The following is an 18,213-nucleotide window of genomic DNA, read 5'->3' as shown; positions in this document are numbered from 1 at the left end:
GGCCCGCGCCCGACGAAGGCGGCGCGCACGCGCAGCTCGACGCGTTTCTGACGACCTCGCTCGCCGATTACGCGGATGCGCGCGACCGTCCCGACCGGCCCGCGACGAGCCGGCTGTCGCCGTTCCTGCGCTTCGGCAACGTGTCGCCGCGACAGGTGTGGCACGCGGTGCAGGGCGCCGCGCAGGCCGGCGGCGCGGCATGCGCGGCCGGCGCCGACAAGTTCCTGAGCGAACTCGGCTGGCGCGAATTCAGCTACACGCTGCTGTACCACTTTCCGGCACTCGCGACCGACAACTTCCGCGCGCAGTTCGATGCGATGCCGTGGCGCGACGATCCCGCCGCGCTGCGCGCGTGGCAGCGCGGGCTGACCGGCTATCCGCTCGTCGATGCGGGCCTGCGCGAACTGTGGACGACCGGCTGGATGCACAACCGCGTGCGGATGGTCGTCGCGTCGTTCCTGATCAAGCATCTGCTGATCGACTGGCGCGCGGGCGAAGCGTGGTTCTGGGACACGCTGGTCGACGCCGATCCCGCGAACAACGCGGCGAGCTGGCAGTGGGTGGCCGGCTGCGGTGCCGACGCCGCGCCGTATTTCCGCATCTTCAATCCGGTCGCGCAGGGGCGGAAGTTCGACCCGGACGGTGCGTACGTGCGGCGCTGGGTGCCCGAGCTGACCGGCCTCGACGCCGCATCGATCCACGCGCCGTGGGAGGCCTCGCCGCTGGAGCTCGAAGCGGCAGGCGTGCGGCTCGGCGTCGACTATCCGGAGCCGCTCGTCGAGCATGCGGCCGCGCGTGCCCGCGCGCTCGATGCGCTGGCCGCATTGCCGAAGCGCCGCTGACCGCCCGCTCCGGGTTGCCGCGTCAATTGCAGAACGCGGCGTGTTCGAGCAGCGCGTACGCGACGCCCGAATCGAAGTAGGCCGCGCCGCACCACGCGACGAACGCGAGCGTGCCGGCGGCCAGTGCCGCGCGGATCATGCCCACGCCGCGTTGCCCGCTGCCGGACGCGCGACGCGCGCGTCGTTGATCGGCAGGTGCAGCAGCGCCGCGAGTACGCCGAGCGCGATCGAGCCGATCCACAGCGGCATGTACGAATGCGTCGCGTCGTACACGAGCGCACCGAGCCAGACACCGAAGAAGCTGCCGAGCTGGTGCCCGAAGAACACGAAGCCGAACAGCGTCGCGATGTAGCGCACGCCGAACACCTGCGAGATCACGCCGTTCGTCAGCGGCACGGTGCCGAGCCACGTGAACCCCATGACGGCCGCGAACACGTAGACGCTCGCGGGCGACAGCGGCGCGGCGACGAACACGGCCATCGTGAGCGCACGCACGAGGTACAGCACCGACAGCACGTACTTGCGCCGCAGCAGCCCGCCGAGATGGCCGCACGCATAGGTGCCGGCCACGTTGGTCAGCGCGATCAGCGCGAGCGCGACGCTCGCGTGGCGTGCCGGCAGCCCGTGATCCAGCAGGTACGCGGGAAGATGCGTCGCGATGAAGGCGAGCTGGAAGCCGCACGCGAAGAAGCCCGCGTTCAGCAGCCAGAAGCCGCGATGCGCGAACGCCTCGCGCACGGCTTCGCCGATCGACTGGTCGGGGCCGGCGGCGGCGCCGGCAACCTGCGCGGGCCGGTCGCGCAGCAGCACGGCGAGCGGCGCGAGCACCACCGCGACGAGCGCCAGTGCGATGAACGCATGCCGCCAGCCGATGCCGCCGATCAGTTCCTGCGCGACGGGCACCATGCAGAACTGGCCGAGCCCGCCGATCGCGCCTGCGACGCCGAGCGCCCAGCCGCGCCGGTCGGGCGGAAACAGGCGGCTCAGTGCGCCGTAGATCGATGCGAACGCCGAGCCCGACAACGCGATGCCGATCACGAGCCCGGCACCGACCGTGAACATGCCGGTCGTCGCCGCGTGCGCCATCGTGACGAGCCCGGCCGCATAGAGCAGCATCCCGGCGACGATCACGCGCAGCGACCCGAAACGATCGGCGATCATGCCCGTGAACGGCTGCGCGACGCCCCAGATCAGGTTCTGCAACGCCAGCGCGAGCCCGAACGCTTCGCGCGACCAGCCGTGATCGAGCGACACCGGCGCGAGGAACAGGCCCTGCACGTGGCGGATGCCGAGCGCGGCGCCCATGATCAGGCCGCCGGCCAGTACGGGCAGCCAGCGGCGGCGGACTTCCTGTTCGATCGGGGTCATGCGTGTCTCCGGAAGGGGGCGCGGCAAAACGGCCGCGCTCGATCCGATTAGACGATCGGGCCCATCGACGCTCAAGCGATCATTCGGTCAGGTTGGCATGCGTGTGGGGAATGCGACGAAGGGCGCGCGGGGGATCGGGCGGGCGTGCCCGGCCGCGGCCGGCGGCATTCGCGGAACCGGCTCCGGCTTCGGCCTATGCCGACGCCGTATCGTGCGCACGCATCGCGATATCGCATTCGGCTGCTTCGGCGAGCATCCAGTCGCGGACTTCGGCGACTTCGCGGCGTGGTGCCGGATCGTGCTGGAACAGCCAGTAGCCGTACGCCTCCGACAGCGCCTGCGTGTGCGGCCCGAGCACCGCGAGCCGCCCGTCCGCGAGCATCGGCGCGACGAGCGCGAGCCGCCCGAGCGCGACGCCCTGGCCCGCGATCGCGGCCTGGATCACCTGGTCGTACTGGTTGAAGCGCAGCACGCCTTTCGGGCGCGCGTCGCCGAGCCCGGCCGCGAGCAGGTGCGTGCGCCATTGCAGTTGCGGCTGCGGCGGCCCGTCGAATTCGAGCAGGACGTGGTCGGCGATCGCGGCCGCGTTCGTGACGGGGCGTGCGGCGAGCGCGGGATGGGCGACCGGCACGACGATCTCGTCGAACAGGTGCAGCGCGCCGGCCGGCGCGCGGTCGCGCGGGCAATAGCGGACGCCGAGGTCGATGCCTTCGGCGCGCAAATCGAGTACCTTGTCGTTCGCGGCGACGCGCAGGTCGATCTCCGGCAGGCGCGCCTGCAGCCGCCCGAGCCGCGGCAGCAACCACAGCGCGGTGACGCCGATGCTCGCGGTGATCGTGACGGGCTGGCGCTCGCGTGCGGCGGCGAGCGACGCGACGGTGTCCTGCAGGCCGTGCAGGGCCGCATCGGCGACGCGAAACAGCCGCTCGCCTTCCGGCGTGAACGCGATCTTCCGGTAGCCGCGCTGCAGCAGCGCGACGCCGAGATGCGCTTCGAGCGCGTGCACCTGGCGGCTGACCGCCGATTGCGTGACGCACAGATCCTGCGCGGCGAGCGTGATGCTCATGCGGCGGCCGACGGCGACGAAACCGCGGACGAGGTCGAGCGACGGGAGACGGACGAGTGGCGTTGACATGCGCGTGACTCATGCGAACGGAGCAGCAAGATTGGTTGAGAACGCGGGGCGCGTCAAGTTCAATGGAGGCTGGCGCGGGGAGCGCGGGGCTGACCGCGAAGCATGGGGTTCGGGTAAGCGCTGAAGGGGCAACTCGGACCGACCGCGAAGCATGGGGTCCGAGTAAGCGCTAAAGCGCTAACTCGGACCGACAGGAGACTCGATGACGATTTCGAACGAAAGCAGCGGGACGACGCAGGGCAGCCGTGCGGCAGGCGCATTGCCGCCCGAGCCCGTGACGCTGCGCGCGGCCGACGGCTACGAATTGCGCGGCCATGTATGGCGCCATCGCGGCGGCAGTGCCGCGCGGCCCGTGACGGTCATCAATTGCGCGACATCGGTGCGTTGCGACTACTACTTTCGTTTCGCGGCCTGGTTGTTTTCACAGGGGCGCGACGTGCTCGTCTACGACTATCGCGGCATCGGCGGGTCGCGCCCGGCGCAGCTCGCGAAGCTGCGCGCGAACTGGCTCGACTGGGGGCGGCTCGATTGCGACGCCGCGCTGCGGTACGCGCGCGACGCGTTTCCGGGCCAGCCGATCGACGTGGTCGCGCACAGCATCGGCGGGTTCGCGCTCGGGCTCGCGGCATCGAACGCACACGTGCGGCACGCGGTGACGGTCGGCGCGCAGTACGCGTACTGGCGAGATTACCTGCCGGCCGAACGGCGGCGCATGTGGTGGAAGTGGCATGTTGCGATGCCGCTGCTCGCGGCCGTGTTCGGCTACGTGCCCGCGAAGCGGCTCGGCTGGATGGAGGACACGCCGCGCGGCGTCGCGTTGTCGTGGGTGCGCTCGCAGGCGCGCTTCGAGGATGGTTATACGCGCGGCCTGCTCGCCGAACCCGCCGCAAGCCGCGCCGCGTTGCCCATCCGCTTCGCGGGACTGTCGGCGCCGATGCTCGCGATCGGCCTCGACGACGACGGGTTCGGCACGGTCGAGGCAATCGAGCGGCTGGTCGGCTACTACACGGGCAGCGACGTCACGCATCTGCGGATCGCGCCGGCCGATATCGGCGTCGAGGCGATCGGCCATTTCGCGTTTTTCCACAGCCGCTTCACCGACACGCTGTGGCCGCTCGCGTTGTACTGGCTGCAGCACGGCGTGCTGCCGGCCGATGCGCCGGGCCACGTGCATGCGCTTCACCCGGCGTCGCGCGGGCGAGGGGCGGGCAGCGGCGTGCCGGGTGTCGCCGCGAACGGGTGAGGCGCGGCGGCTGCCCGGTGCGTCGCGGGCATGGCGTGCTGCCGTGCGCGGCCTTCGCAAGCGGCACATGAAGCCGCCCCGGTTCGATGCGGCCGCGGCGAGTCGCACACAAGCCGGTTCGAGCGCCGCCGCGATCGATTAACATCGGGCGTTTCCTTTCACGGCACAGGCTGCTGCGCACCGATGTCCATTCCGTCCGATTCCGCTTCTCCGGCCGATACCGCCCGCGCTTGGCGCGTGCACGCACTCGATGTGCCGCCCGCCGCGGCACGCGCGGGTGTGCGGGTCGCGCGTATCGATTTCGACTGGAGCGTGCCGCTCGCGTCGCCGGCCTATGCGGCGCTGAGCGATGACGAGCGCGCGCGCGCCGCGCGCTTCATGCGTCACGAGGATGCGGTACGCAGCGCCGCGACGCGTGCCGCGCTGCGCGACGTGCTCGGCGCGGCCCTCGGTGTCGCGCCGCATGCGGTCGCGATCGTCGTCGACGCATCGGGGCGGCCGTCGCCGGCCCCCGCGCATCGGACGTCACTCGATTTCAACGTGTCGCATGCGGGCGATCACGCATTGCTCGCGTGGGCGCCCGCGGGCCGCGTCGGTGTCGATATCGAGTGCTGCGACCGCGCGGCCGACTGGCGTGCGCTCACACGCGAAGTCTGCGCGCCCGCCGAGGCTGCGTGGCTCGACAGCGTGTCGCCCGCCGCGCGCGCGGCGGCGTTCATGCGCGTGTGGGCGGCGAAGGAAGCGCTGCTCAAGGCGCTCGGCACCGGCATCGTCGGCGGGTTGCGAGCGTTCGCGGTCGTGCCGCCGCGCGATGTCGCGACCCCTGCGACGACGATCGTCGAGCCGGCCGCGCCCGCCGCCGGCGTCGCGGCGTTCGACGCGGCGTGGCTCGACGCGGCGCCCGGCTACGCGGCGTGCATTGCGTGGACGCGTGCGTGAGCCGGCGTCAGCGCGCGGCGCTCATTCGAGCGGCGCGTCGTTCGGTGCCGCGTAGCGCGCCTTGATCACGTCGCTCATCGGGAAGTCGAACGCGAGCCCCTTCGGCGGCACCGGCTTCATGAACCACCTGTCGTACAGCGCATCGATCTCGCCGCGCTTCATCGACTGCACGAGCACGCCGTCGACGAGCGCCTTGAACTGCGGATCGTCCTTGCGCAGCATGAACCCGTAGGCCTCCGACGACTGCGGCGTGCCGACGATCTGCCAGTCGGCCGGCTTCGCGGCGAGCTGGCGCACGCCCGCGAGCAGCACGTCGTCCATCATGTACGCGGCCGCGCGGCCCGATTCGAGCGTGAGGCGTCCTTCGCCGTAGTCCTTCGCGCTGATGATCTGCATGTTCATCTTCCTTTCCTCGTTCATCCTGCGCAGCAGGCGCTCGGACGTCGTGCCCTGGTTCGTCACGACCGTCTTGCCGGCGAGGTCGGGGAAGTCGCGGATGCCCGAGCTCGTGCGCGTGAGCAGGCGCGTCGTCGCGACGAAGAAGGTGGTCGAGAACGCGACCTGCGCGTGACGCGCCGCAAGGTTCGTGGTGACGCCGCATTCGAGATCGACGGTGCCGTTCTGCACGAGCGGGATGCGGTTCTGCGACGTGACGGGGATGAAGCGCACCTGCAGGTCGGGCTTGCCGATGCGCGCCTTCACGGCGGCGATCACGCGGTCGCACAGGTCCTGCGAGAAGCCGATGACCTTGCCGTTCGCGTCGACGTAGGAGAACGGCACCGACGTTTCGCGGTGGCCGATCGAGATCAGGTTGCTTTGCCGGATCTTCTCGAGCGTGCCGGCGAGCGGCTCCGCGGCGAACGAGGCGCCGCATGCGAGTGCGCACGCGGCGAAGAGCAGGGGGCGGCCGAAGCGGGCGATGAACCAGGCGATGAAACGGGGCGGGATGGGCATGACGGGCTCCGTGGCGAGTGGTGATTCGTATGTTGCCAAAGAAAAAATAATTGCAACATATGTTAAGAGCCGGATCCCGCCGACCGGTCCGGCGGGCCACACCGGGCATCAGGGAAACTCCCGAGTCGAAATCGGTGAAAAACGGGTTGTCTAGACAAGTTCGGGTGGCTACACTTCAAACCACTCCGAACTTGTCTAGACAGGATTGCTCACATGATTACGTTGACCCCCGGCCACCTGACCCTCCCGCAACTGCGCCAGATCGCACGCGAATCCGTTCAGCTGGCGCTCGATCCGGCCAGCTTCGCGAAGATCGACGCCGGCGCGAAGGCCGTCGCCGACATCGCCGCGAAGGGCGAGCCGGCCTACGGCATCAACACGGGCTTCGGCCGCCTGGCGAGCACGCACATCCCGCACGACCAGCTCGAACTGCTGCAGAAGAATCTCGTGCTGTCGCACGCGGTCGGCGTCGGCGAGCCGATGGCACGGTCGTCGGTGCGCCTGCTGATGGCGCTGAAGCTGTCGAGCCTCGGCCGCGGCCACTCGGGCATCCGCCGCGAAGTGATGGACGCGCTGATCAAGCTGTTCAACGCGGACGTGCTGCCGCTGATCCCGGTGAAGGGCTCGGTCGGCGCATCGGGCGACCTCGCGCCGCTCGCGCACATGTCGGCCGTGCTGCTGGGCGTCGGCGAAGTGTTCATCCGCGGCGAGCGGGCGAGCGCGCTCGACGGCCTGCGCGTCGCGGGCCTCGCGCCGCTGACGCTGCAGGCGAAGGAAGGCCTCGCGCTGCTGAACGGCACGCAGGCATCCACCGCGCTCGCGCTCGACAACATGTTCGCGATCGAAGACCTGTACCGCACCGCGCTCGTCGCGGGCGCGCTGTCGGTCGACGCGGCTGCCGGCTCGGTGAAGCCGTTCGACGCACGCATTCATGAACTGCGCGGCCATCAGGGCCAGATCGACGCGGCAGCGTCGTATCGCGAGCTGCTCGAAGGCTCGCCGATCAACCAGTCGCACCGCGATTGCGACAAGGTGCAGGACCCGTACAGCCTGCGCTGCCAGCCGCAGGTGATGGGCGCGTGCCTGGACCAGATGCGTCACGCGGCCGACGTGCTGCTGATCGAAGCGAATGCCGTGTCGGACAACCCGCTGATCTTCCCGGATACCGGCGAAGTGCTGTCGGGCGGCAACTTCCACGCCGAGCCCGTCGCGTTCGCGGCCGACAACCTCGCACTGGCCGCATCGGAAATCGGCGCACTGGCCGAACGCCGCATCGCGCTGCTGATCGACGCGACGCTGTCGGGCCTGCCCCCGTTCCTCGTGCGGGACGGCGGCGTGAACTCGGGCTTCATGATCGCCCACGTGACGGCCGCCGCACTCGCGTCGGAAAACAAGACGCTCGCGCACCCGGCGTCGGTCGACTCGCTGCCGACCTCGGCGAACCAGGAAGACCACGTGTCGATGGCGACGTTCGCCGCACGCAAGCTCGCCGACATCGCGGACAACACGAAGCACATCCTCGCGATCGAGCTGCTGGCCGCCGCCCAGGGTGTCGACCTGCGCGCGCCGCACCACACGAGCCCGAAGCTCGCGCCGGTGATGGAAACGATCCGCGGCAAGGTCGCGCACTATGAGCTCGACCACTACTTCGCACCGGACATCGCGGTGATCGCGAAGCTGGTCGGCGAGCGCGCGTTCGCGAAGGTCGCGCCGTTCTCGTTCGCGTCGGAACAGTAAGCCCATGAGCGCGCCGGTCTACCAGGAGATCAAGGATTTCATCCTGGCCCGCATCCACGCAGGCGAGTGGGAGGAGGGCGACCAGGTGCCGTCCGAGAACGAGCTGGCGCGCGAGTTCAAGGTGGCGCGCATGACCGTCAACCGCGCGCTGCGCGAGTTGACGGCCGAGCAGGTGCTCACGCGCATGAAGGGGGCGGGCACCTACGTCGCGCGGCCGAAGTACGAGTCGACGCTGGTGGCGATCCGCAGCATCTCGGAGGAGGTCGGCGCGCGCGGGCATGCGTATCGCGCGAGCGTGCTCGGCCTCGACACGATCCGCGCCGACGAGGTGCTCGCCGACGAGATGCAGGTAGCCATGCGCACGAAGCTGTTTCATTCGCAGGTGCTGCATTTCGAGAACGACGAGCCGGTGCAGCTCGAAGAGCGGTGGGTGAATCCGGCGGTCGCGCCGGATTACGCCGAGCAGGATTTCACGAACACGACGCCGAACCTGTACCTGATGCGCGCGGCTCCGCTGCAGCGCGTCGAGTACCGGATCGAAGCGGCGGCCCCGGCGCCGGAGCGGCGCGAGCAGCTGCGGATGGACGACGTCGAGCCGTGTCTGGTTTTACATCGGCGCACCTGGTCGCAGGGCGTCGTCGCCTCGGTGGCGAATCTGTGGCATCCCGGCAGCCGTTATCGCTTCACCGGGCATTTCTGATTCCTATTTGATATTCATTTCCCTCGGGAGCAGTCGTCATGAACCATCCGAAACACATCGATCCCCGTCTCGATCCGACGCGCACGATCCGCGCGCTGCGCGGCAGCGAGAAAGTCTGCAAGACCTGGCTGGCCGAAGCGGCCTACCGGATGATCCAGAACAACCTCGACCCGGAAGTCGCCGAGCATCCGCATGCGCTCGTCGTGTACGGCGGCATCGGCCGCGCGGCGCGCAACTGGGAGTGCTACGACCAGATTCTCGCGTCGCTGAAGGATCTCGAGGAAAACGAAACGCTGCTGATCCAGTCGGGCAAGCCGGTCGGTGTGTTCCGCACGCACAAGGATGCGCCGCGCGTGCTGCTGGCCAACTCGAACCTCGTGCCGCACTGGGCGAACTGGGACCACTTCCACGAGCTCGACCGCAAGGGCCTGATGATGTACGGCCAGATGACGGCCGGCAGCTGGATCTACATCGGCAGCCAGGGCATCGTTCAGGGCACCTATGAAACGTTCTTCTCGGTCGCGAACCAGCACTTCAACGGCGATCCGTCGGGCCGCTGGATCCTGACGGGCGGCCTCGGCGGCATGGGCGGCGCGCAGCCGCTGGCCGCGACGATGGCCGGCTTCTCGATGATCGCGGTCGAATGCGACGAGACGCGCATCGACTTCCGCCTGAAGACGCGCTACGTCGACAAGAAGGCGACGACGCTCGACGAGGCGCTCGGCATGATCGAGGAAGCGAAGCGCACCGGCAAGCCGGTGTCGGTCGGCCTGCTCGGCAACGCGGCCGACGTGTTCGCGGAACTCGTCACGCGCGGCATCACGCCGGATTGCGTGACCGACCAGACGAGCGCGCACGACCCGATCAACGGCTACCTGCCGCAAGGCTGGACCGTCGCGCAATGGCGCGAAGCGCAGAAGGTCGATCCGCAGAGCATCGTGAAGGTCGCGAAGCAGTCGATGGCCGTCCAGGTGCGCGCGATGCTGGCGCTGCAGGAGCGCGGCGCGGCGACGCTCGACTACGGCAACAACATCCGCCAGATGGCGCTGGAAATGGGTGTCGAGAACGCGTTCGACTTCCCGGGCTTCGTGCCGGCCTATATCCGCCCGCTGTTCTGCGAAGGCAAGGGCCCGTTCCGCTGGGTCGCGCTGTCGGGCGATCCGGAAGACATCTACAAGACCGACCAGAAGGTGAAGGAGCTGATCCCCGACGATCCGCACCTGCACAACTGGCTCGACATGGCACGTGAGCGCATCGCGTTCCAGGGCCTGCCGGCGCGGATCTGCTGGGTCGGCGTGAAGGATCGTTATCGCCTCGGCCAGGCGTTCAACGAGATGGTGAAGAACGGCGAACTGAAGGCCCCGATCGTGATCGGCCGCGACCACCTCGACACCGGTTCGGTCGCGAGCCCGAACCGCGAGACGGAATCGATGAAGGACGGTTCGGACGCCGTGAGCGACTGGCCGCTGCTGAACGCGCTGCTGAACACCGCGGGCGGCGCATCGTGGGTGTCGCTGCACCATGGCGGCGGTGTCGGCATGGGCTTCTCGCAGCACTCGGGCGTCGTGATCGTCGCCGACGGTACCGCCGAAGCGCACGAGCGTCTCGGCCGCGTGCTGCTGAACGACCCGGCGACGGGCGTGATGCGCCATGCGGATGCCGGCTACGAACTCGCGCAGCAGACGGCCCGCGAAGCCGGCCTGAAGCTGCCGATGCTCGGCCGCTGAGCATGACGGCGCTCCACCAGGCGCCGGCGAACGCGACGCTGGCCGCCGCGGTGATCCGCGCAGCGGATCTCGTCGCGTCGCCGTGGAAGAACGGCGGCGGCGTGACGCGCGAAATCGCGGCGTTTTCCCCCAAGGGGACTTCCTTCGGGGCGCCGCCGGGCGCCGCGCTCGACGCGTTCGCGTGGCGCGTGAGCGTCGCGGACGTCGGCACGGACGGCCCGTTCTCGCGTTTCGACGGCGTCGACCGCACGCTCGTGCTGCTGTCCGGCGCGGGCATGACGCTCGCCGAGGAAGGCGGCGCACGCCACGTGCTCGACGCACCGCTGGCCCGCGCGGATTTCGCGGGCGAGGCGGCGATCGACGCGACGCTGCACGACGGTGCGACGCGCGACTTCAACCTGATGACGCGCCGTTCGGCCGCGCGCGGCACGCTCGACGTGTGGCGCGCAGGCGCGCACCGCATCGGGCATGCCGATACCGTGCTGTTGTTTTGCGCGACCGGCGAGGTCGCCGTTGAAATCGACGGCACGCGCTACACACTGGAAGAAATGGACACGTTGCGGCTCGACGGGCCGCGGCGTGCGTTTGACGTCGTCGTGAGCGGTAGCGGCGCGTTGCTCGCCGTGTCGCTCGCCATCGGCGAACGAGACTGAACGCATGAAACCGACTGTCTGGCATCACCTGAGGCTGTGTCCGCACGGCCATCCTGACGAGACGATCGACGACGCGGCGATCGCCGTCGACGAAACCGGCACGATCGCCTGGCTCGGCGCGATGTCCGCGCTGCCGCACGGTTATGCCCACTGGCGGCGCGAGGATCTGCACGGCGCGTGGGTGACGCCGGGCCTCATCGACTGCCATACGCACCTCGTGTACGGCGGCACGCGTGCCGACGAATTCGCGCAGCGCCTCGCGGGCGTCAGCTACGAGGAGATCGCGCGGCAGGGCGGCGGGATCGTGTCGACGGTGCGCGCGACGCGCGCGGCCGACGAGACGACGCTGTTCGTGCAGGCCGCCGCGCGGCTGCAGCCGCTGCTGGCCGAAGGCGTGACCGCGATCGAGATCAAGTCGGGCTACGGGCTCGACCTCGCGAGCGAACGCAAGATGCTGCGTGTCGCGCGCCAGCTCGGCGAGCGCTTCCCGGTCACGGTCTACACGACGTTCCTCGGCGCGCATGCGCTGCCGCCGGAATATGCGGGCCGCGCGGACGAATACATCGACGAAGTGTGCGACCGGATGCTGCCGGCGCTGGCCGATGAAGGCCTCGTCGACGCGGTCGACGTGTTCTGCGAACGCATCGGCTTTTCGCTCGCCCAGACCGAGCGCGTGTTCGAAGCCGCGACGCGGCGCGGGCTGCCCGTGAAGCTGCATGCGGAGCAACTGTCGAACGCGGGCGGCACGGCGCTCGCCGCCCGCTACCGGGCACTGTCCGCCGACCACCTCGAATTCCTCGACGAAGCCGGCATCGAGGCGATGAAGGCGGCCGGCACGGTCGCCGTGCTGCTGCCCGGCGCGTACTACTTCATCCGCGAGACGCAACTGCCGCCGATCGAGCTGCTGCGCAAGCACGGCGTGCCGATCGCGCTCGCGACCGATCACAACCCCGGCACGTCGCCGCTCGAATCGCTGCTGCTGACGTTGAACATGGGCTGCACGCTGTTCCGCATGACGGTGCCCGAAGTGCTGCAGGGTGTGACGCGCCACGCGGCCGCGGCGCTCGGCCGCGCGGATCGCCACGGTGCGCTCGAGGTCGGTCGCCAGGCCGACTTCGCCGCATGGTCGGTCGGCTCGCTGGCGGAGCTCGCCTACTGGATCGGCCGGCCGCTGTGCGAGCAGGTCGTACGCGGCGGCACGACCGTGTTTCGCCGGATGAATGGATAGATAGCCTTATGACCGACACCCTGTTGTTTGCAGACCATGCGTACCTGCCCGACGGCTGGCGCCGTAACGTGCTGCTGCGCTGGGACGCGGCCGGCACGCTGACCGGCGTGACGCCCGACACCGACGCCCCGGCAGGCGTCGCGCGTGCGGCCGGGCCGGTGCTGCCCGGCATGCCGAACCTGCATTCGCACGCGTTCCAGCGCGCGATGGCGGGGCTCACCGAATACCGCGCGAATCCGGCCGACAGCTTCTGGAGCTGGCGCGACCTGATGTACCGCTTCGCGCTGAAGATCACGCCCGACGCGCTCGCCGCGATCGCGCGCTGGCTGTACGTCGAGATGCTCAAGTGCGGCTATACGTCGGTGTGCGAATTCCACTACGTGCATCACGCGCAGGACGGCTCGCGTTATCCGCAGATCGCGGAACTCGGCACGCGCGTGGTCGACGCCGCGCGCTCGGCCGGCATCGGCATCACGATGCTGCCCGTGTCGTACCAGTTCGCCGGCTTCGGCAACAAGCCGCCGCGCGACGACCAGCGCCGCTTCATCAATACGCCCGACGGCCTGCTCGAGCTGCTCGACGCGATGCGTCGCGCGGCGCCGGAGCACGGCGGGCTGCGCTACGGCGTCGCGCCGCACTCGCTGCGCGCGGTGTCCGAGAACGGGTTGCGCGTGCTGCTCGACGGGCTGCCCGACGACGCGCCCGTGCATATCCATATCGCCGAGCAGACGGCCGAAGTCGACGACTGCGTGCGTGCCTACGGTGCGCGCCCCGTGCAATGGCTGCTCGATCGCTTCGATGTCGACGCACGCTGGTGTCTCGTGCACGCGACGCACGTCGACGCGGCTGAAACGGCCGCGCTCGCGCAGCGTCGCGCGGTCGCCGGCCTGTGCCTGACGACCGAGGCAAACCTCGGCGACGGCGTGTTCCCGGCCGTCGACTATCTCGCGCAAGGCGGCGTGATCGGCGTCGGCTCGGACAGCCACGCGTCGGTCGACTGGCGTGCCGAGCTGCGCCTGCTCGAATACGGGCAACGGCTCGTGCACCGCGCGCGCAACGTGCTGGCGAGCGACACGCAGGCGCATGTCGCCGATCGCCTGTTCGACGCGTCGCTCGCGGGCGGCGCGCAGGCCAGCGGGCGGCGCGTCGGTGCGCTGCGCGAAGGGTGCCGCGCCGACTGGCTCGTGCTCGATCCCGATCATCCGGCGATCGCCGAACACGACAGCACGTCGTGGTTGTCGGGTATCGTGTTCGCGGAGCACGGCGAGACGCCGGTGCTCGACGTCTACACGGGCGGCGAGCGCGTCGTGAGCGGCCGCCGCCATCGCGACGAAGCCGTCGCGTATGCCGACTACCGCGCCGCGCTGGCGCAACTGCTGCGCTGACGCGCGGCAACCGGCGCGCGCCGCCTGCGTGCGCCGGCAGACTTTCAACGGTGATGCGACATGACTGAACAACCGGCTGTATTCACGCTGAAGCAGGGCACGCTGCCGCTGCTGATCTCGATTCCGCACGCAGGCACGCACATCCCCGACGACATCGCCGCGACGATGACGGCCGACGCGCGTTTCGTCGACGATTGCGACTGGCATCTCGAACGCCTGTACGGCTTCGCGGCCGGCCTCGGCGCATCGATCCTCGTGCCGTCGCATGCGCGCTACGTCGTCGACCTGAACCGTCCGCCCGACAACGAGAACCTGTACCCGGGGCAGGACACGACGGGGCTCGTGCCGGTCGATACGTTCGACAAGGCGCCGCTGTATCCGGCGAACGCGCTGCCCGGCAACGACGAGATCATGCGTCGCCGCGATCGCTACTGGCTGCCGTATCACGACGCGCTGCAAGGCGAGGTCGCACGCCTGAAGCGCGAGCACGGCCGCGTGCTCGTGTGGGAAGCGCATTCGATCCGCTCGCACGTGCCGCGCTTCTTCGACGGCCGCCTGCCGGACTTCAACTTCGGCACGTCGAGCGGTGCAAGTGCCGCGCCGGGCCTGGCGGAGGCGCTCGCCGCGCGCGTGCTCGAACATGGCGGCTATACGGCCGTCGCGAACGGGCGCTTCAAGGGCGGCTACATCACGCGCCACTACGGCGTGCCCGAAACGGGCGTCGAGGCCGTGCAGCTCGAGCTCTCGCAGATCACCTACATGGAAGAGACGCGCCCCTACGCGTACGACGAAACGCGTGCGGCGCGGATTGTGCCGCTATTGCAGACGCTCGTCGAAACCGCGCTCGCGCATCGCTGAACCCGGGCCGCGCGGATGCGGCAGCGCGGCGGAGCAGGTGCGTGACGGCCCGCCGGCCCGCCGGCACGCAGCGTGCCGCACCGATGCAATGCACAACACGGCATCGATCCACGAGATCGGTGCCGTTTTTTTTCGTCCGGGTTTCGTCTGATCGATGTCGTCATCCGCACCTGAAAATTTGACGCAATTTTTGGGTGATATAAGCTGAATGTCAGGAAGTCGTCACGCGCGCACCGGCGGCGGGCCATCGAACGTGGCCGCACCGCACCGGAATGCGCGGCGAGACACCTTGCCGACGTGTCGCCGCGCGGCATTGCCGCATGCGCTTCATCGCGACACGTGTCCTGCATTCATCCGTCAGTCGAGTACGATCGTGAAAGCCGCCAGCCCTTCGATACGCCGGACGCGAAGTCCGTCGGCGGGCGCGCCGCCTCAGGCCGGGCCGATCCGGCATGCTGATCGCGGCACGCGTGCCGCCTCTTTGCGCGAACCTCGTTTCTTCGCCATTTCCCGTCGCGGCCTGCGCCGCTTCAACCTCGTGGCTGCCCGCGTGTTCAGCGCGGTGCAGTGCGACGGCAGCGCATCGTTGTTGCCCTAGCGTCCCTTTCCACGTCCGTTCCGGGCCGCACCGCCTGTTGCCGCATCGTCCGCGCGGCAGGATCGCGTTTGGGCATGCGGCGCATCGTGGTGCGCGCGGGCGGTGCCGGCGCGAACCTTCATCGTCCCGCGTGCGAACGTGTCGCGCGCGATTGCCGGAGAGACACCCATGCGTGCGCGACCGATCGTAGCCGTGACCGCCGACCGCATCCTGCGCGGTGCGCATCCGAACCACACGGCGGGGGAGAAGTACCTGGCCGCGCTCGTCGACGGCGCGTGCGTGCTTGCCTTCGTGCTTCCCGCGCTCGGCGCGCGCCAGCCGGCCGATGCGATCGTCGCGGCGGTCGACGGGTTGCTGTTGACCGGCAGTTATTCGAACGTCGAGCCGCATCATTACGGCGGTGCCGCGAGCGCGCCCGACACGCTGCACGATCCCGCGCGTGATGCGACCGCGCTGCCGCTGATCCGCGCGGCGATCGACGCGGGCGTGCCCGTACTCGCGATCTGTCGCGGCATGCAGGAGCTGAACGTTGCCTACGGCGGCACGCTGCATCAGCGGCTGCACGCGACGACCGGCTTCGACGATCACCGCGAGCGGCCGGCCGATCCGCTCGAACGGCAGTACGGCCCCGCGCACGTCGTGCAGTTCGCGCCGGGCGGCCTGCTGCAGCGGATCGCGCACGGCGCACCTGAAGCGACGGTCAATTCGCTGCATGACCAGGGCATCGCGCAGCTCGGCGCGGGGCTCGTCGTTGAAGCCAGCGCGCCCGACGGGCTGGTCGAGGCCGTCAGCGTGCGCGGTGCGCGTGCGTTCGCGCTCGGCGTGCAGTGGCATCCCGAATGGCGCTACGCGGAACAGCCGCTGTCGCGCGACATCTTCGCGGCATTCGGCGCGGCGTGCCGCGCGCGCATGACCCATCGCATTCATGCGGCCGGCGGCGCGATGCCGTCGCCGGCCGCATCCGACGTCGACTGATAGAGGCCGATCATGCAACCCGAACTGAGCGAATTCCTGCGACAGCACCGCATCACCGAGGTCGAGGCGATCATTCCCGACATGGCCGGCATCGCGCGCGGCAAGATCATTCCGCGCAACAAGTTCGAATCCGGCGAATCGATGCGCTTGCCGCAGGCCGTGATGGTGCAGACCGTCACCGGCGACTATCCGGAGGACGGCACGCTGACCGGCGTGACCGATCCCGACATGGTGTGCGTGCCCGATCCGTCGACGATCTGCCTGATTCCGTGGGCCGTCGATCCGACCGCGCAGGTGATTCACGACTGCGTGCACTTCGACGGTTCGCCGGTCGAGATCTCGCCGCGCTACGTGCTGCGCCGTGTGCTCGACCTGTACAAGGCGAAAGGCTGGCAGCCGGTCGTTGCGCCCGAGCTCGAGTTCTACCTGGTCGACATGAACGCCGATCCGGACCTGCCGCTGCGTCCGCCGGTCGGCCGCACCGGGCGCGCCGAAACCGGCCGGCAGTCGTATTCGATCGAGGCCGTCAACGAGTTCGATTCACTGTTCGAGGACATCTACGAATACTGCGAGATGCAGGGGCTCGATATCGAGACGCTGATCCATGAAGTCGGCGCCGCGCAGATGGAGATCAACTTCGTGCACGGCGATGCGCTGTCGCTGGCCGACCAGGTGTTCCTGTTCAAGCGCACGGTGCGCGAGGCCGCGCTGCGTCACAACATGTACGCGACCTTCATGGCGAAGCCGATGCAGGACGAACCCGGCTCGGCGATGCACATCCACCAGAGCCTGGCCGACGCGCGCACGGGGCGCAACCTGTTCTCGGGCGAAGACGGCGCCGTGTCGCCGATGTTCCACAGCTATCTCGCGGGGCTGCAGAAGTACACGCCCGCGCTGATGCCGATCTTCGCGCCGTACATCAACTCGTATCGCCGCCTGTCGCGCTTCATGGCCGCGCCGATCAACGTGCAGTGGGGCTACGACAACCGCACGGTCGGCTTCCGCATCCCGCAGTCGGGCGCATCGGCGCGCCGCATCGAGAACCGGATTCCGGGTGTCGACTGCAATCCGTACCTCGCGTTCGCGGCGACGCTCGCCGCCGGCTATCTCGGTTTGTCGCAGCAGCTCGCACCGACCGAGCCGATCGCGTCGGACGGCTACAACCTGCCGTACCAGCTGCCGCGCAATCTCGAGGAGGGGATCTCGCTGATGGCGGCGTGCACGCCGCTCGCCGGCATTCTCGGCGACAAGTTCGTGAAGGCCTACCTGGCGCTGAAGGACACCGAATACGAAGCGTTTTTCCGCGTGATCAGCTCGTGGGAGCGCAGGCATCTGCTGCTGCACGTCTGAGCGTGCGGCAGCGTTATCCGGAGGACACATGACCGATCGAAACGAAGCCTTCTCACCGCATTCGACCGCCGAATACCGCGCGCTCGACGCCGCGCACCACATCCACCCGTTCTCGGACATGGGCGCGCTGAACCGCGCGGGCAGCCGCGTGATCGTGAAGGCCGACGGTGTCTACCTGTGGGACTCGGACGGCAACAAGGTCATCGACGGGATGGCCGGCCTCTGGTGCGTGAACGTCGGCTACGGCCGCAAGGAACTCGCCGACGCCGCGTATCGCCAGATCCAGGAACTGCCGTTCTACAACACCTTCTTCAAGACCACGCACCCGCCGGTGATCGAACTCTCCGCGATGCTCGCGGAAGTCACGCCGAAGGGCTTCAACCACTTCTTCTATTGCAACAGCGGCTCGGAAGGCAACGACACCGTGCTGCGCCTCGTGCACCAGTACTGGCGCGTGCAGGGCCAGCCGCAGAAGAAGTACGTGATCTCGCGCAAGAACGGCTACCACGGCTCGACGATCG

At 69.2% G+C, this 18,213-nt stretch carries 16 protein-coding genes; 13 read left to right on the top strand and 3 right to left on the bottom strand.

Annotation, left to right across the window (positions count from 1 at the left end):
* A partial coding sequence (locus DPV74_RS29120) for a deoxyribodipyrimidine photo-lyase (protein WP_205571951.1) occupies positions 1-842 on the top strand: 842 nt, incomplete at its 5' end.
* 135 nt (positions 843-977) lie between these two features.
* On the opposite strand, the gene DPV74_RS29115 is transcribed toward DPV74_RS29120, so the two are convergent.
* Positions 978-2,210 carry an MFS transporter gene (locus tag DPV74_RS29115; RefSeq protein WP_027786929.1) on the bottom strand — a complete coding sequence of 411 codons (1,233 nt, stop codon included), beginning with the start codon at positions 2,208-2,210 and terminating at the stop codon, positions 978-980.
* Between the two features lie 193 nt (positions 2,211-2,403).
* Positions 2,404-3,345: a LysR substrate-binding domain-containing protein gene (locus tag DPV74_RS29110; protein ID WP_091925853.1), complete on the bottom strand. Its 942-nt coding sequence runs from the start codon at positions 3,343-3,345 to the stop codon at positions 2,404-2,406.
* A gap of 202 nt (positions 3,346-3,547) precedes the next feature.
* Here DPV74_RS29110 and DPV74_RS29105 point away from each other — a divergent pair, with 202 nt between their 5' ends.
* Both DPV74_RS29105 and DPV74_RS29100 read left to right on the top strand, forming a co-directional pair.
* Positions 3,548-4,588 carry an alpha/beta fold hydrolase gene (locus DPV74_RS29105; RefSeq protein WP_027786931.1) on the top strand — a complete coding sequence of 347 codons (1,041 nt, stop codon included), beginning with the start codon at positions 3,548-3,550 and terminating at the stop codon, positions 4,586-4,588.
* Between the two features lie 183 nt (positions 4,589-4,771).
* A complete protein-coding gene (locus tag DPV74_RS29100) occupies positions 4,772-5,527 on the top strand; it encodes a 4'-phosphopantetheinyl transferase superfamily protein (RefSeq protein WP_059587934.1) in 756 nt (251 codons plus the stop codon).
* A 21-nt stretch (positions 5,528-5,548) separates the two neighbouring features.
* On the opposite strand, the gene DPV74_RS29095 is transcribed toward DPV74_RS29100, so the two are convergent.
* Positions 5,549-6,481 carry a glutamate/aspartate ABC transporter substrate-binding protein gene (locus DPV74_RS29095; RefSeq protein ID WP_119338434.1) on the bottom strand — a complete coding sequence of 311 codons (933 nt, stop codon included), beginning with the start codon at positions 6,479-6,481 and terminating at the stop codon, positions 5,549-5,551.
* Positions 6,482-6,694: 213 nt separating this feature from the next.
* Between DPV74_RS29095 and hutH the strand changes: the two genes are divergently transcribed.
* From hutH to DPV74_RS29045, 10 genes are all read left to right on the top strand, one after another.
* A complete protein-coding gene (gene hutH, locus DPV74_RS29090) occupies positions 6,695-8,218 on the top strand; it encodes a histidine ammonia-lyase (protein WP_027786934.1) in 1,524 nt (507 codons plus the stop codon).
* 4 nt (positions 8,219-8,222) lie between these two features.
* Positions 8,223-8,918 carry a histidine utilization repressor gene (hutC, locus tag DPV74_RS29085; RefSeq protein WP_119338433.1) on the top strand — a complete coding sequence of 232 codons (696 nt, stop codon included), beginning with the start codon at positions 8,223-8,225 and terminating at the stop codon, positions 8,916-8,918.
* 38 nt (positions 8,919-8,956) lie between these two features.
* Entirely contained in the window at positions 8,957-10,645 is a 1,689-nt protein-coding gene (hutU, locus tag DPV74_RS29080; RefSeq protein ID WP_119338432.1) for a urocanate hydratase, read from the top strand.
* Between the two features lie 2 nt (positions 10,646-10,647).
* Positions 10,648-11,298, top strand: a complete 651-nt coding sequence (locus tag DPV74_RS29075) for a HutD family protein (protein WP_119338431.1) — start codon at positions 10,648-10,650, stop codon at positions 11,296-11,298.
* A 4-nt stretch (positions 11,299-11,302) separates the two neighbouring features.
* Positions 11,303-12,526: an imidazolonepropionase gene (hutI, locus tag DPV74_RS29070; protein ID WP_119338430.1), complete on the top strand. Its 1,224-nt coding sequence runs from the start codon at positions 11,303-11,305 to the stop codon at positions 12,524-12,526.
* 8 nt (positions 12,527-12,534) lie between these two features.
* On the top strand, positions 12,535-13,911 hold the full coding sequence (locus DPV74_RS29065; protein WP_059682403.1) for a formimidoylglutamate deiminase: 1,377 nt from the start codon (positions 12,535-12,537) through the stop codon (positions 13,909-13,911).
* Positions 13,912-13,971: 60 nt separating this feature from the next.
* The gene (gene hutG, locus DPV74_RS29060; protein ID WP_059682406.1) at positions 13,972-14,769 is read left to right on the top strand and encodes an N-formylglutamate deformylase; all 798 of its coding nucleotides are present in this window, start codon (positions 13,972-13,974) and stop codon (positions 14,767-14,769) included.
* 766 nt (positions 14,770-15,535) lie between these two features.
* Positions 15,536-16,342 carry a gamma-glutamyl-gamma-aminobutyrate hydrolase family protein gene (locus tag DPV74_RS29055; protein ID WP_119338435.1) on the top strand — a complete coding sequence of 269 codons (807 nt, stop codon included), beginning with the start codon at positions 15,536-15,538 and terminating at the stop codon, positions 16,340-16,342.
* A gap of 12 nt (positions 16,343-16,354) precedes the next feature.
* Positions 16,355-17,692 (top strand): glutamine synthetase family protein, encoded by a 1,338-nt coding sequence (locus tag DPV74_RS29050; protein ID WP_027786942.1) that lies wholly within the window; start codon positions 16,355-16,357, stop codon positions 17,690-17,692.
* A 28-nt stretch (positions 17,693-17,720) separates the two neighbouring features.
* The coding region (locus DPV74_RS29045; protein WP_119338429.1) for an aminotransferase class III-fold pyridoxal phosphate-dependent enzyme at positions 17,721-18,213 on the top strand (493 nt) is incomplete at its 3' end.

Origin of the sequence: Burkholderia sp. HAN2018 (assembly GCF_024704855.1) — a bacterium.
Taxonomy (GTDB): Bacteria; Pseudomonadota; Gammaproteobacteria; order Burkholderiales; family Burkholderiaceae; genus Burkholderia; species Burkholderia cepacia.
The sequence above is the reverse complement of the archived record's forward strand: the minus strand, read 5'-3'. Positions and strand labels throughout refer to the sequence as shown.

Bases quoted from the DNA above. Each gene is read 5' to 3' on its own strand.
- hutH (WP_027786934.1), top strand. From the start codon at position 6,695: ATGATTACGTTGACCCCCGGCCACCTGACCCTCCCGCAACTGCGCCAG.
- DPV74_RS29050 (WP_027786942.1), top strand. From the start codon at position 16,355: ATGCAACCCGAACTGAGCGAATTCCTGCGACAGCACCGCATCACCGAG.
- DPV74_RS29075 (WP_119338431.1), top strand. From the start codon at position 10,648: ATGACGGCGCTCCACCAGGCGCCGGCGAACGCGACGCTGGCCGCCGCG.
- hutI (WP_119338430.1), top strand. From the start codon at position 11,303: ATGAAACCGACTGTCTGGCATCACCTGAGGCTGTGTCCGCACGGCCAT.
- DPV74_RS29105 (WP_027786931.1), top strand. From the start codon at position 3,548: ATGACGATTTCGAACGAAAGCAGCGGGACGACGCAGGGCAGCCGTGCG.
- DPV74_RS29055 (WP_119338435.1), top strand. From the start codon at position 15,536: ATGCGTGCGCGACCGATCGTAGCCGTGACCGCCGACCGCATCCTGCGC.
- DPV74_RS29115 (WP_027786929.1), bottom strand. From the start codon at position 2,210: ATGACCCCGATCGAACAGGAAGTCCGCCGCCGCTGGCTGCCCGTACTG.
- hutU (WP_119338432.1), top strand. From the start codon at position 8,957: ATGAACCATCCGAAACACATCGATCCCCGTCTCGATCCGACGCGCACG.
- DPV74_RS29100 (WP_059587934.1), top strand. From the start codon at position 4,772: ATGTCCATTCCGTCCGATTCCGCTTCTCCGGCCGATACCGCCCGCGCT.
- hutC (WP_119338433.1), top strand. From the start codon at position 8,223: ATGAGCGCGCCGGTCTACCAGGAGATCAAGGATTTCATCCTGGCCCGC.
- DPV74_RS29110 (WP_091925853.1), bottom strand. From the start codon at position 3,345: ATGTCAACGCCACTCGTCCGTCTCCCGTCGCTCGACCTCGTCCGCGGT.
- DPV74_RS29095 (WP_119338434.1), bottom strand. From the start codon at position 6,481: ATGCCCATCCCGCCCCGTTTCATCGCCTGGTTCATCGCCCGCTTCGGC.
- hutG (WP_059682406.1), top strand. From the start codon at position 13,972: ATGACTGAACAACCGGCTGTATTCACGCTGAAGCAGGGCACGCTGCCG.
- DPV74_RS29065 (WP_059682403.1), top strand. From the start codon at position 12,535: ATGACCGACACCCTGTTGTTTGCAGACCATGCGTACCTGCCCGACGGC.